Origin of the sequence: Acinetobacter sp. IK23, assembly GCF_035615275.1 — a bacterium.
Lineage (GTDB): Bacteria > Pseudomonadota > Gammaproteobacteria > Pseudomonadales > Moraxellaceae > Acinetobacter > Acinetobacter seifertii.
The window spans coordinates 66681-81387 of the sequence record NZ_JANBNX010000015.1 but is presented as its reverse complement, the minus strand read 5'-3'; the positions used below and the strand labels follow the sequence as shown (position 1 = coordinate 81387).

Annotated in this window: 12 protein-coding genes; 10 read left to right on the top strand and 2 right to left on the bottom strand. The window is 38.2% G+C overall.

What is annotated here, in order from left to right; all coding sequences use genetic code 11:
- Positions 1 to 569: 569 nt before the first annotated feature.
- The 7 genes from MSG95_RS11815 (at position 570) to MSG95_RS11785 (ending at position 5536) form a co-directional block, all read left to right on the top strand.
- Complete coding sequence (locus MSG95_RS11815; RefSeq protein WP_228144397.1) at positions 570 to 1469, top strand: VacJ family lipoprotein; 900 nt, start codon at positions 570 to 572, stop codon at positions 1467 to 1469.
- A 115-nt stretch (positions 1470 to 1584) separates the two neighbouring features.
- Complete coding sequence (gene gigA / locus MSG95_RS11810; protein WP_077164737.1) at positions 1585 to 2553, top strand: RsbU family protein phosphatase GigA; 969 nt, start codon at positions 1585 to 1587, stop codon at positions 2551 to 2553.
- Positions 2554 to 2655: 102 nt separating this feature from the next.
- The gene (gene gigB / locus MSG95_RS11805; protein WP_000103065.1) at positions 2656 to 3177 is read left to right on the top strand and encodes an anti-anti-sigma factor GigB; all 522 of its coding nucleotides are present in this window, start codon (positions 2656 to 2658) and stop codon (positions 3175 to 3177) included.
- A 26-nt stretch (positions 3178 to 3203) separates the two neighbouring features.
- Positions 3204 to 4028, top strand: coding sequence for a carbon-nitrogen hydrolase family protein (locus tag MSG95_RS11800; RefSeq protein WP_324624791.1), 825 nt, complete (start codon positions 3204 to 3206; stop codon positions 4026 to 4028).
- A gap of 14 nt (positions 4029 to 4042) precedes the next feature.
- Positions 4043 to 4420, top strand: coding sequence for a DUF4951 domain-containing protein (locus MSG95_RS11795; RefSeq protein WP_004698537.1), 378 nt, complete (start codon positions 4043 to 4045; stop codon positions 4418 to 4420).
- A 159-nt stretch (positions 4421 to 4579) separates the two neighbouring features.
- Entirely contained in the window at positions 4580 to 5017 is a 438-nt protein-coding gene (locus tag MSG95_RS11790; protein WP_077164735.1) for a MarR family winged helix-turn-helix transcriptional regulator, read from the top strand.
- Between the two features lie 87 nt (positions 5018 to 5104).
- Complete coding sequence (locus MSG95_RS11785; protein ID WP_077164734.1) at positions 5105 to 5536, top strand: organic hydroperoxide resistance protein; 432 nt, start codon at positions 5105 to 5107, stop codon at positions 5534 to 5536.
- A 56-nt stretch (positions 5537 to 5592) separates the two neighbouring features.
- On the opposite strand, the gene gspE is transcribed toward MSG95_RS11785, so the two are convergent.
- Positions 5593 to 7083 carry a type II secretion system ATPase GspE gene (gspE, locus tag MSG95_RS11780; RefSeq protein ID WP_077164739.1) on the bottom strand — a complete coding sequence of 497 codons (1491 nt, stop codon included), beginning with the start codon at positions 7081 to 7083 and terminating at the stop codon, positions 5593 to 5595.
- A 96-nt stretch (positions 7084 to 7179) separates the two neighbouring features.
- Between gspE and MSG95_RS11775 the strand changes: the two genes are divergently transcribed.
- Both MSG95_RS11775 and MSG95_RS11770 read left to right on the top strand, forming a co-directional pair.
- Positions 7180 to 8001 carry a hypothetical protein gene (locus tag MSG95_RS11775; protein WP_077162697.1) on the top strand — a complete coding sequence of 274 codons (822 nt, stop codon included), beginning with the start codon at positions 7180 to 7182 and terminating at the stop codon, positions 7999 to 8001.
- 9 nt (positions 8002 to 8010) lie between these two features.
- Entirely contained in the window at positions 8011 to 8928 is a 918-nt protein-coding gene (locus MSG95_RS11770; RefSeq protein ID WP_039251156.1) for a mechanosensitive ion channel family protein, read from the top strand.
- On the opposite strand, the gene MSG95_RS11765 is transcribed toward MSG95_RS11770, so the two are convergent.
- The gene (locus MSG95_RS11765) at positions 8918 to 11731 is read right to left on the bottom strand and encodes a DUF2339 domain-containing protein (protein ID WP_077164733.1); all 2814 of its coding nucleotides are present in this window, start codon (positions 11729 to 11731) and stop codon (positions 8918 to 8920) included. The two genes, MSG95_RS11770 and MSG95_RS11765, sit on opposite strands and share 11 nt — an antisense overlap.
- Before the next feature lie 154 nt (positions 11732 to 11885).
- Between MSG95_RS11765 and polA the strand changes: the two genes are divergently transcribed.
- Positions 11886 to 14657, top strand: coding sequence for a DNA polymerase I (gene polA / locus MSG95_RS11760; protein ID WP_324624790.1), 2772 nt, complete (start codon positions 11886 to 11888; stop codon positions 14655 to 14657).
- The last annotated feature ends 50 nt before the right edge of the window (positions 14658 to 14707 follow it).

The following is a 14707-nucleotide window of genomic DNA, read 5'->3' as shown; positions in this document are numbered from 1 at the left end:
TCATTTTGCACCTTATTTAAAGACAAGGTGCCAATTCTGGCTCATCAATTACTGACTTAAATTTCGCTCAAATAAACTTCGAGTAATTTAAACCAATCAATCAATGAAAATTATTTCGATTAATCAACCAGTAAAAATCCACACAAGTTGTTCTTCAATTCTCTTAATGATCCTCTTCCTGGTTCGTCACCAGCAAGCTAGGTCGGCTATATTACTCTTAATCTCTTAAAAGTCAACAGGTAATTTCGATATTTTTTAAAACTTATTTTTCAAACCACCTTATCATCAAATTCATCACTTAAAGCAACCAACTTAATCACAAGTAACTGTTTTTCAACAAGTTTCTATCTGCATCACCGCCGATGGATGTGCATTATAGACCATTAAATTCCCTTTGCAATACCTTTCTCATATTTTATTATTCAAGCGGTCACTTTTTAGTCTTTTTCGCCATATTTCTATATTATTTGACCAATTTTACATTGATAATAGGTTATCGCTTCTGTATTAAAATATATCTCTATCCAACTGCATATTATAGATAGCCTGGCTAGCGGTTAAGGAATTATATGAATTATTCTAATTTACTATTATCGAGCTTATTAACTGTTGGTATTTATACATCAGCACACGCTCAAGAAAATCTTACTGAAGGATCTACCGCGAGTTCGGAAGATGTTGCTTCGACAGAGGCTCAGCAGAGTCGCCCCCGCTCACAAATTATTAAAGACTTAAAAGGTCTAAAAGCTAAAGATTTAAAAATCAATGCAAACGCTGCTCAACCTGACACAGTAAAAGATCCATTACAGTCATTAAACCGCCCTATTTATTCTTTTAATGACATGCTAGATCGCAACTTTTTGCGTCCCGTTGCAGTTCAATATAATGAAAAAACACCAGAAGATGTTCGCGGTTCCTATCGCCAGTTCCGCAAAAACCTGGGTGAGCCATGGAATGCTGTTAACCAACTCATTCAAGGTCGTCCTGTTCGCGCAGTAAAAACACTTGGCCGATTTACTGTGAACACCTTAACGACTTTAGGTTTAGCTGACCCCGCTAGTCGCTTAGGGCTTCCACCTGAAGATGAAAGTTTTGGCGTAACTCTCGGTTACTATGGTGTTCCTTCTGGACCATTCCTAATGCTACCTTTCTTTGGCCCAAGTACTTTACGTGATGGTTTAGGCTTAGCTGTAGACTCTCAAGCTCGTCCACAAAAGTATATTATGGATAACCAAGATGGTTTGTATTGGTCAACTAACGTCTTACAAGCTGTTGATACACGTGCCCAGTATTTAGATTTGGATCAAACGATACAAGGCGATCAATATGCGATGATTCGCGATTTGTATCTTCAACGTAAGGCGTTCCAAATTGCCGAGAAAAAAGGTAATTCAGCAGACGTATCTTTCATTGATGATGACGAATCTGAAGATGTTCCAGATGATAGCCAACCTAAAAGCAAGAAATAATTAAAGAGGAAACCAAGGTATTGTATCTACTATATAGAAAGGCAATACCTTGATTTTGATTATACATCCTCTATGATGGATAAAATGATCTTGAAAAAGGACAATCATATCTTCTATGTATTTCATTAAACCGACACGCTCTATCCCTTTCTTAGAGCAAGCTCTGGATTCACTTCCAGACTTACAAGTCATTCACATAGATGATCTCGATTTATACGATCCAACAATTATCGCAATTGCTGATGTACAAGATTTCCTGACTTATAAATGGCGTTTACCTACCATTGTGATTGCTTTCGAACATGAAGGTAGTGCATTAGCTCAGGCATGGGAGGCAGGTGCTCTTGCTGGATGGGTATGGAATCAGTTACCTCAAGATCTGAATAAAGCATTAACAAGAATTGATGCTCAATATAAACGCAATCAAGATAGTCGCGACTTACCTTCGGCGGCAGAATTACAAAAACGTTTACTACCGAATCCTATTGATTTACCAAATTATGAAGTTGAAACTTTTTTCCAACCTTCCGCATATCTATCAGGTGACTGGTATGACTATTGGAAATTAAACGATAAAGAAGTTTTATTTTATCTTGCAGATGTATCAGGACACGGTGTAACAAGCAGTTTATTAACTTCTTGGATGGCTGCTTTTCATGGCAGATCAAAAACTCCAAGACAGTTGATTAAAAAATTAAATGGAATGCTCGTTCAAGAAAATATTGAAAAACATATTACGATTGTGGTCGGTATTTTAAATCTGGAAACGCATAGTCTTCGCTGGTCTAGTGCAGGCCACTACCCTCCTCCAATTATTTTTGAACCAAATCAACCTCCAAAAATTTTAACGACTAGTAGTTTCCCTTTGGGTTTAACAGATGAATTGGAAGTTGAAGAACATGTTTGTACATTAAATCGTCATGCACGTTTTATTGTTTGCTCAGATGGAGCACTAGAACCATTTGATGGCGGATTGAATGATCAGTTTCAACAATTGGTCCAACATTTGCAAAATCAATCATTCCAAGCCCCTGATCATGTTGCTGATGACATCGCAATTTTTAGTCTTTGTCGAATGAATTAATTTAAAAATCAATCAATTAAAAAATATACGACTTAAGGACTCTTGAGTCTGAGATGGCACTATGTGATAATTTTTCTATCCTTCTCTGAAAATGGCATTTATATGTCAACAGGTCATGTTGAATATGCAAGCTTAAATGGAACGCATATTTTCAAACTTATTGGTGAAGTGCGAGCCCATTCTTGTATAAGTCTAGACAAACTTTTAAACAGAATTGAACAGCAAGAGAATGTTGTTGGTGCAATCGTTGATTTAACCCAAACAACATTTATTGATAGTACTGTATTAGGCATCTTAGCTAAGCTAGGCTTAAAACTGAAACAGACTCATCATATTCAAGCTGTGATGCTATCTACCAATCCAGATATCACAACCTTAGCCAATAGCATGGGGCTAGGGCAGGTTTTTGTCATTTTGAATTATTGTGGCGATCCTAACGTTTGTACTTTGACGCTAACGGATGAACACATTACTCATAATGCAATGCTAAGAACCGTGCTGGATGCACACAAGACATTGATGAAACTTAATGCAAACAATCAGAATATGTTTGAGCCACTTGTTAAGCAATTGCAGAAAGAACAAGACACGCTTGAACAAGTATCTGATAAGCAAAATGCCTAAATTTTATTGCTAATCTGGATTTGTATATGACTCTTGTTTCAGTTGTTCAAATGAATTCTCAAGATGACATTGAAAGCAACTTTCAAATAATCGAGTCATTGATTCAGCAAAGCAAAGCTCAAAATGCCAGCTTAATTGTTTTTCCAGAAAACTTTGTATGTTTCGCTGCTGGTAAACAGCGTGAAACAGCTGAGCAATTTGAATCAATTCAGCAAAGACTTGAGAAACTCGCGCATCAATATCAAATTTGGATTGTTGCTGGCACTTTACCGTGCCCATTTCGTCAAGATGGTTCTATCATACAAGATGGCCGTGTGCGCACAGTAAGCTTATGTATTAGTCCAGAAAGGACAGAAGCACGTTACGACAAAATACATTTATTTGATGTTCAAGTTGGCGATGCTGTCGGTGGATATCAAGAATCCCGCTTCTTTGAACCTGGAACAGACGTTGTAGTCACATCTACCCCTTTTGGCAATATCGGGCTAATGGTATGTTATGACTTGCGTTTTCCTGAGTTAGCTTTAACCTTGAGACAACAAGGTGCTCATCTATTGACTGCACCAGCAGCATTTACCTATACAACAGGGCAAATGCACTGGCAGCTTTTATTACAAGCACGTGCAATGGATAGTCAATGTTATGTTTTAGGGGCAGCACAGCAAGGTTGGCATGGAGAAAAACGTCAAACTTGGGGACATGCAGGAGCAACTGATAGCCGTGGACAAGTTTTAAGTATGATTGAGCATGAAGGTAGTGGTTTAATTACTGTACCTTTTGATTTAGCTGCTCAAGAGCTTGTTCGTACATCAATGCCTTTAATGACGCATCGTAAATTAATTCACTATTAAAAGCTTAATTATTCATGTGGAAATATTTAATTAGCATTTTTTGCTTAGGGGCAAATATTCACTGTTATGCAGCTGAATTTGGTGCAACAAATCATTTTGTTTCCCCAAACTTACAACTTAAACAAGATGTCCTTCCACCTACTCCTAAAAATATCCCTCTCCCTGCTTTTGGACAACGGATTATTGGTTGGGGAACCGGTGCAGAAGGTGCGAGACAACGTTTAGAGAATATTCAACCTGCTGATGTTTCTATGATTAAAAAACAAGGAACAACTTTAGAAATGATTACAGCTTGGCAAGATTTCTACGAACAAGAGCAACAACGTAATGAAAATAATCCAACTGCTAAATACCGTGCTCGTTTAATGAAAAAAATTGCCGATCTCTGGTAACTGTTCCAAATTCATATTTTCAAGTCATAGGGTAATTTTTCGATTACTCTTTTTTTTGCGTTATCTTATTTTTATCAATAACTCAAAATTATGAGCATTTAAGAAGTTAAACATAAAGCGATATACTACAAAAGCATCTATTAGTTTTCTGAGAAATATATGGACCAAGACTGTCAAAATTTAAAGCTTGAGAATCAGTTATGTTTCCTCATTTATTCAACAAATTTAGCTCTTAATCAGCTTTATAGAAAACTTTTGACTCCATTAGGCATTACTTATCCTCAATATTTGGTAATGTTGGTTCTATGGGAAAAAGATGAGATTACCGTTTCAGAGATTGGCAACAAACTATTTTTAGAATCATCGACCTTAACCCCTATTTTAAAAAAGTTAGAAGCAATTCAACTCGTAAATCGCACTCGTTCAAAAGAAGATGAACGTCAAGTAATTATTACACTAAGTGAAAAAGGTATAGAACTTAAGGAACAAGCCGTGAATATTCCAGCTCATATTTTGGAAGCAAGTTCTTGTGACATGACCACTCTACTTGGTTTGAAAGATCAACTGACACAACTTCGTACAAATATAGCCAAATAATCATCATTTTTTTTACAAATTTGGCTTGTCAAAATAATTAAGTCGTGTACGATATATTTGTATTCAATTTAAATTAGGAATAATAAGATGTCTTTAGAAAAAGTTGTGTATCTTGCAAAAGCTAAAGCAACTGGTGGCCGTGATGGTCGTGCAACTTCATCAGACGGCGTATTAGACGTACAACTCGGTGTACCTAAAGAAATGGGCGGCGCTGGTGGTGCTGTAACTAACCCAGAACAATTATTTGCAGCTGGTTACTCAGCGTGCTTTTTGGGTGCTTTAAAATTCGTTGCAAACCGCGATAAATTTAATATTAGCAAAGATGCTTATGTTGAAGGTGAAGTTGGTATTGGTCCAATTCCTACAGGTTTTAGTATTGAAGTAACGTTAAATGTTTACTTAATCGGCATGGACCGTGAAGAAGCTGAAAAATTAGTGGCAGCAGCTCATATTGTTTGTCCATATTCAAATGCGACTCGCAATAATATTGATGTGACTTTTAATATTGTGACTGAATAAGTTTTGATATTTCAAAAATGCCCGAATCAAATCGGGCATTTTTTATATCTTCCAAATTATGCTTCACTTGCCTCATTGGTTACTCGAAGCACTTCTTCAAGTGTAGTTTTACCCGAAAGCACTTTACGCAAACCATCATCACGAATTGAACCTGAATACTGACGAGCATGGTTTTCTAGTTCATATTCAGCGGCATTGCCATGAATAAGGCGACGCATAGGTTCATCAACAGGTACAATTTCATAAATCGCTGTACGACCATTAAATCCTAAATGTGAGCAATGATCACACCCTTTGGCTTCAGGTAACTTTAAAGCTGGCTCATCCGAGATATGCTGAAAAACCAGCTTTTCAAAAGTATCGGCTTCACGCAATGTCATACAATGTGGACATAAGGTACGAACCAAACGTTGAGCAACCACCCCAATTAAAGAGCTTGATAATAAGAAGGGTTCAATCCCCATATCTTTAAGACGAGTAACCGCTCCAATAGCAGTGTTGGTATGTAGTGTAGATAAAACTAAATGGCCTGTTAACGAGGCTTGTACTGCAATTTCAGCAGTTTCTAAGTCACGAATTTCGCCCACCATCACTACATCAGGATCTTGACGTAACATTGCTTTTAAAGCACGAGCAAATGTCATATCTACTTTGGTATTCACTTGGGTTTGACCAATACCTTCGAGTTGATATTCGATAGGATCTTCGGCAGTTAAGATATTTCGGGTATTGTCATTTAGATCAGATAGAGCTGCATATAAAGTTGTTGTTTTACCCGAACCCGTAGGCCCTGTGACTAAAATAATGCCGTGTGGACGATGTACCAATTGCGTTAAACGTTCATAGTCATTTGCCATTAAACCCAAGTGAGTCATATTGAGTCGACCCGCTTGTTTATCGAGTAAACGCATAACAACCCTTTCACCATGTGACGATGGCAAAGTTGAAACACGGACATCAACTTCACGGCCAGCAAGACGTAAAGAAATACGTCCATCTTGCGGTACACGCTTTTCGGCAATATCGAGTTTCGCCATAACTTTAATACGTGAAACAAGTAACGGAGCTAGTTCACGGCGTGGCTGTACAATTTCACGCAATTGACCATCTACCCGTAAACGAACAGATAGTTTTTTTTCGAAAGCTTCAATATGAATATCTGAAGCCCCTACCCGAATTGCCTCTGAAAGTAATGCATTAATAAGACGAACAATAGGTGCATCATCTTCTTGGTCCATTAAGTCTTCTGTTTCAGGAACTTGATCGGCAAGACTCAATAAATCTGGATGATCTTCTAAACCAGCCGCAACTTGTTGCGACTCCCCAGTGTCGCCTGCGTAACTCGTACTTAATAGGCTATTAAACTCTTGTTCAGTACATAACTGATAATGTGCAGGCTTCCCCAAAATTCGTCTTGCTTCCTGCAATGCAATTTTTTCTGTATTTTGACGTCTAACAATAAAAACTTGATCACCGTCATAACGAAATAAAACACCATGACGCTTGGCAAAACTATATGGAACTTGTATTTGTTTCAATATTTGCATCACAATTTATAATGATGAGTAAGATGATTTTGAGTGTACTCTAAGCAGATTACAGCGTGAAGTCTGTTTAACAACTCGGTAGAGGAATTTTACGTCTTGTTTGAAAATAATGAATATCAGCCTCGCCCCCAAAATTCTTTAAAATGGTGGGGTGAACAGCACTTTGAAATTAACCAATCCAAAGCATGGCAATTTGGTTCAATGCTCTTTCGTTTAACGCGTGGCATAAAAGAATGGCGTATCGAATATTATCGTCCTTCTCTTCAAGATGATAATGAGCAAGATTGGCATCCAGTTGCCGACCCACATTTTGCTTTTCCACATAATGTTCAAGTCGAACGTTATATGTTTCGAAAGACCAATTCAGAATTTTTACTTATGCCACGTCTGGCAGATCGTTCTGTGGTTATTAAACCTGTTGATCCGATTTATATTCCAGCAGGTCAGCGAGGAACACTTTATATTAGTACGCCTCTCTGGATTGCTGGTTTAGTTGAAAGTCAGCATGAGCCTTTATTTGAAATTCCTGTAATTCAGCCTAAAGATACATGGTTTGGGCCTAATGCGCAGCAAGGTGAAATTTGCTATGCAACCTCTGTTGATGGACGTACTGATTTAAACTTGTTAACACCACGTGCGTTTCGTGCAGTTACACCCATTGATTTTCACAATACCAGTAACCATCAATTACGCTTTGATCGTATGAATGTACCAGTAACTGCACTACCTCTTTTTTATAGTGAAAGTACTGGTCGTTTATGGACTTCTCAAATTAAAGTTTATTATGAGGGCTCTGACCGTCCTGCCCGTATTCGTATTGAAAACCGTACACCACCTCTTGCTGGTGAAGTGACTTATGTTCATCCCCCGCGGTCACCTGGTGGTGCACTATTTAATATGTTTGATTCATTCTTTTAAGGGGGTTATATGGCTGATACAAGTATTCCGAAAGAAATCGCTTATAGTCTCAAAAGTATATTTACCAATATTAATACCGAACGTATTAGTGAAATTTTAGTCGGTGTTGTGCTTTGTTTTATTGGTTTTGTTCTTGCACGCATTATTTCAAATACATTTATTAGAACTATTGGCTCACGCTTTAATGCTCATCAACGTTTAGTGTGGCGTCGTGGTATTTTTTATTTTATTTTCTTACTCTTCATTATGACGAGTTTGAAAGAGGCGGGATTTAAACTTAGTGTATTTCTTGGAGCGGCAGGGATTTTAACAGTAGCACTTGGTTTTGCTTCTCAAACATCAGCCAGTAACTTAATTAGTGGTCTATTTTTGATTGGGGAAGGTTCATTTGAAGTCGGTGATACCATTCAAATTACCCTCATTCGTGGCAATACCATCGAAGGTGAAGTCATTTCAATTGACCTACTCTCGGTTAAGCTACTCACCCTCGACAATGTTTATATTCGTTTGCCGAATGAACAACTTATTCGTGCGCCTGTACACAACTTATCTAAATATCCGATACGGCGTATTCCAATTACACTCGCCATTAACTTTCACGAAGACATTATTAAAGTTCGCGAAGTGTTGCTAAATGTGGCAGCAAATTATCCACTCGTATTAGATGACCCAAAACCTGCGGTAACTGTAACTGCATTTAGAGAGTCATCGATTGAGCTTTTATTTGCAATGTGGTGCCGCCAAGAAAATTCTTTAAAAGTTCGAGATGAAATGCAAGAACGTATCCGAAATGGTTTTTTAGATAACCAAATTGAAATTCCTGTTCCTAAAATGGGATTAATTGATCGTCCATCTACTGTTTTTGCTGAAGATGATATCGATCAATACAGCAACCAGAAAGAGTTAAAACGAGAGCCTAAAGCTTAGGCTCTTGATTCTTCTGCACAGAGGATGATGGTGGTAATGGTGCAAGATAAGCAATTATCAACATTACCCCACCTGCTCCAATAAATGAAATAACTCGAGTTAATGTTGCACTTTGCGATAGATCAAGCAAAATCAGCTTTAATACAACAATCCCTAAAAGTGCAGCACCTACAAACCAGAGTTGACGAATCATTTTCCGACTAGAGTATGTGGTCAATACAAATGCCAAAATAACCCAAAGTAGTGTCAGGCTTAATTGGACTATTCCATTTGTCCAAATTGCCACGCTCCATAGTGGTGTCGCCCAGTAGTGGTGCAAGCCCCGAACGACCACACTACTGAAAACCAACAATCCCACTAAAATTGTTGTAATTTTAAAAGTCCACTCCAGTGACCTATCCTGATCAAAATCATGTTGATAAATAATAAAGAGTAGACCTGCAAATCCCACAATTGAAAGTAAGTCAGTTAAGTTAAATAAGGGAACAAAATATAGGTACTCGGCAGAATGAATATCAACACTCACCGCAAGCAACCACAATAAGCTTAAACACCACACCGGAATTTGATGCAACAACGTCGTTTTATGAGCTTTATATGCCCAAAGTGAATACCCCCCTGAAACAAAAGCCAAAGCCACAATTGGCATTTGCGGAAAAATAGCCACACCCACTATCGCTAATGCTAACCAGCATAAACCAGCCCAGACTTTTAAGTAGCTAGACTCACCCGACTGCGGTTGAGCGATAATAAATAAACCACTAAGAAGAATAGTACTAACAAGGAAAGTAATTTGCTGTAATGAATCTCCCCATTTAAACAACGTAAAAACTTGACTTGTAAAGGCTTCACCCAAAATTAGTAACAGTAACAGACTAATTAAAAGTAACTGTAAACTTTCCCATTGGACACGAAGCTTATAATGAATAACTGCACTAAATACTGCTATTAAGGCTATGGCAAACATCAAATATGGGCTTAAGGCATGATGATGCCATGCCATTATTTCTACACCTGCTACAGCACCCGCATACATACCTAGACATAAGAAAATGCCACTAAACATGCTTGCACTGAAATAACGTTGTTCTTTACTGTTGTATTGCAGTAAATAAAAAGCTGAAATGAATTGAGCAATTGCATAAATGCTAGTGCTTAGCGTTGGGAACTCTTCATTTGCCCAAACCTGATAAAACAGTGCAAGTGAGCTAAGTAAAACTAAAATCACCCCAATATATCGGCTTAAACGGTAGCGTTCAGTTACTCCCCATACAATGAGGGCCGTACCTTGAGCAACCCAACCAATAGCAGTCCAATGTGCCCCTTTCGCGAGTGGAAAAATTAAGGCAAAAAAAGCAACGGAAAGAATGAAAAAGCTTTTGGCAAGAACTGAAAGTTCTGGATGGGATTTTTTAATCCAATAAGTTAATACCGCATAAGTACCCGCCAAGACAGCAGCACCAATCGTCAACGCTTGCGTAGATTCATGAACTAAATAGGCATGAAGCGTAAAGCCTAATACAGGAACACTAAAAATAAGACCAACATCTAACAGTGGAGGTAAGCGAATACCCACTTGTTTATCATGTTCTGAAACCCGCGATATATTTTGGCTATAACGAACACTTAACCAAATAAACAAAGCAATATGACACCATAAGATCCAGTCTAATGTGTCAAATTTTGCTGGCTCAGCATAAAATGCGATTGCACTACCACCAATAAACATTGTGGCAAAGAAAGCAATCTGATTTAGGATTTTCCAAGGCTGAATAAAATTAACAGCAGCCACTGCAAGATTAATGACGAAGTAATAACTAAATAGGAAAATCACATCTGGGCGATATTGCGGAATAACTAAAGGTGCCGCATAAGCCATACCGAGTGCTAATATTGCTAAATAAATTGCTTGTTGTTTTAAGCTCAGGAATACCGTAATTGCTAATAAAATAGCAAATAAAATACTCGCTGTAGTGATATTGGCAATTACACCAAAATGATGTGAGAACACAAGCGTCAGGAATACAACCGCAAGTCCTACACCCTGCAATGCCACAGCAAAAAGCTGGTTTTTCTTTTGCAAGGTATACCCAAATGCTGTTAACACACCTCCAGCAAGAGCAATAAAACCAAGTTTTACACCTAAGCTTAACTGCCAGTGCTCGCTTGCAAAACGTAATAACAACACTACTCCAACCATCAGTACAGCGACAGCAACTCTTAAAATTGGATTGCCATGGACCATCCAGTCGACTGCTGCTTGCCACCATGCGCTTTGTACATGAGCTATTTGTTGTTCTTGATTTAAAGCTATTGTTTCAGGTAGAGCTGGCTTGACTGGCTCAACGATATTTTTTGGATCAACTTGCTCTATCGCTGGAGTTATAGCTTCTGTTTGTAGAGTATCGTTTACACGAACAGTTTGTTTTGCTGACTCAAGGAACAATAGACGAGTATGAAATGCACTAATGATTTGAATCAAACATAATAATAAAACCAGTAATACCCCACCAGCAATCCACATCCAATGATTAATATAAGCAACTAATGCAACCAAGGCGGCTGCATAAATTACTGTTCTTTGTATGTGTATAGAATAAAGTGGCGTTTTCTGCTGAGAAAACTGTTGTTCTAAATGAATTAAACGCTGATGCAAATTTGATAAAAATTGAACTAATATGACAGTGAGCGCAATAGATAAAGCAACAACGGCGCTTTGAAATTTAAAACCAATTGAAATGGCTAAAAACAAAGTCAAAGCGATCAAAACGACGATCATTCCCTGTTTGTCTTTTTTATACATGGGCTTAGCAATATAACAGCTTCATTACATGTCATATTACTTCAAGCCAATACAAGCGTATATTTATTCATACAAAATACTGCAAAAATCATAATCCTGCATTCATAGCCATTTTCACGTAAAATACCCCTAATTCAAATTAAGGAATTGTTCAATGCCACCATTTGTCTTGGTTGATGGGTCCTATTTTTTATTTCGTGCATATCATGCATTACCACCATTGACGACCTCTACAGGGTTACATACCAATGCAATACGTGGGGCAATTTCTGCCATTCAAAAATTAATGCGCCGTATGCAGCCAACACATATGGCTGTCATTTTTGATACGCCTGAGCCAACTTTCCGTCATAAGCTTTCACCTATTTATAAAGGTGATCGCCCAACCATGCCTGAAGAGTTATCTCAACAGATTCCATATTTGCATGCATTGATTAAAGCTCAAGGGATTCCTTTATATAGCCTTCCGGGTGCTGAAGCTGATGACATTATCGGTACACTTGCTAAACGTGCCGTACTCGAGGGCCATCATGTCCTTATCTCAACCGGAGATAAAGACATGGCTCAGCTCGTCAATGACCATGTAAAATTAGAAGATAGCTTTAAAGACCGTGTAATGGACACCAACGGCGTATTTGAGAAGTTTGGTGTTTGGCCAAATCAGATTATCGACTACTTGACTCTAATGGGTGATGCATCTGACGGTATTATGGGCGTGCCTGGCGTGGGTGCAAAAACAGCAGCCAAGTTACTGACCGAATACGGCACTTTAGACAATATCATTGCTAATGTAGACCAGCTTAAAGGCAAACTGAGCCAAAATATTAAAGACAATTTAGACAATATTAAGCTTGATCACCAATTAGCTAGTATTGTGTGTGATCTTCCTTTAGAACTTGATTGGCATGAATTAAAGCTTATCGATCCAAACGTAGAAGCTTTACGTAATCTTTATACTGAGCTTGAGTTTAGAAACCAATTACAGTCGCTTGATCATCCAAACAACCCAAATAGTTCAAGCTACAAACAGCAAGCTTCACAGACAGTAGTTCAAAATGAAGTTAAACCTGCTGAAACGATAGAAACCGAAGATCAAGCCAGCTTAACTAGTCAAGATGATCAGCTTGGGACTGCAAATTATCATACTGTTTTAACTCAAGAAGCTTGGGATCAACTCTGGCAACGCATGCAAAATGCCGATCATTTTGCTATTGATACAGAGACCACAAGTCTTGATTACCGTATTGCAGAAATGGTCGGTTTTTCAATCGCCTTTGATGCACAAGATGCCTACTATGTGCCTTTAGCACATAATTATGAAAATGCACCACAACAACTGAACCGTGAACAAATTCTAGCTCAAATTAAGCCTGTGCTAGAAAATGAAGCAGTTAAAAAAATCGGTCATCATCTTAAATATGACGCCCATATTTTTGCAAACCACGGTATAGAGCTTAAAGGCTGGTATTTCGATAGCATGCTGGCATCTTATGTATTAAATGCAGCTGCTACTCGTCATGGTATGGATGATGTTGCTCGTGTCTACTTAAGCCACTTAACCACCACTTTTGAACAAATTGCTGGTAAGGGTGCTAAACAAAAGACTTTTAATCAAATTGAGATTGAAGTTGCTGCTCATTATGCAGCCGAAGATGCACATGTGACCTATCGTTTATATGAAGTTCTTTCAAGTAAGCTCAAAGCACACCCTGAATTAGAAAATATTTTATATAACATTGAAATGCCAGTTGCCCGAATTTTGTCAGGCATGGAAGAAGATGGTATTCGCCTAGATCATGCATTCTTAGATAAATTAAGTGTTGAATTTGCAAAAACAATGGAAGGGCTTGAAAATCAAGCGCTGGAAATTGCAGATGAAACTTTTAATATTGCTTCACCTAAACAAGTCGGCGAAATCCTATTTGATAAATTAGGAATTAAAGGCGGTAAAAAAACTGCAACAGGGCAATACAGCACTAGTGAAAGTGTTTTAGAAAAAATTGAACATCCTTTAGCGGAAATTATTCTAGAACATCGTGGTTTGGCAAAGCTAAAAAGCACCTATACGGACCGTCTAGTAGAGCAATCTCATAACGACACGCATCGCGTACATACGAGTTATCATCAAGCACTCACAGCGACAGGCCGTCTCTCCTCTTCTGATCCTAACTTACAGAATATTCCAATTCGTAGACAAATTGGCCGTCAAATTCGTAAAGCATTCATTGCACCAGAAGGGCGAGTTTTACTAGCGGCCGATTACTCGCAAATTGAACTTCGTTTAATGGCTCATTTTTCCCAAGATGAAGCATTGGTACACGCGTTCCAACATGGTCAAGACGTTCACCGTCGTACGGCAGCAGAAGTATTGGGTATTGCAATTGAAGATGTGACCAATGATCAACGTCGTCAAGCGAAAGCCGTTAACTTTGGCCTACTTTATGGTATGTCTGAGTTTGGTTTGATTCGTCAGTTAGGTTTCACACGCCAAGAGTCTCAAAACTATATTAAGCAATATTTCCAACGCTATCCTGGCATCTATGAATATATGCAACGTACCCGCCAAGTAGCATCGGAACAAGGCTTTGTTGAAACTATTTTAGGTCGTCGTCTTTATACACCTGATATTGATGCACGAAATGTAATGGTGCGTAAGGCTGCCGAACGTGCCGCGATCAATGCCCCTTTACAAGGTAGTGCGGCTGATATTATTAAACTTGCAATGATTGAAGTTGATAAAATCTTGCCAAAAGATCAAGCCAAATTACTACTTCAAGTACACGATGAATTAGTATTTGAAGCTAATCAAAATATTGCTGAGGAACTTTCAAAACAAATCGCAAAAGTCATGGAATCTGTTGTAGAAATTTCCGTACCGTTAGTGGTTGAAGTTGGGCAAGGACAAAACTGGGATGACGCACACTAAGTCATCAATAAACCAATAAAAAAAGGGCTGTGAAATACAGCCCTTTTTTA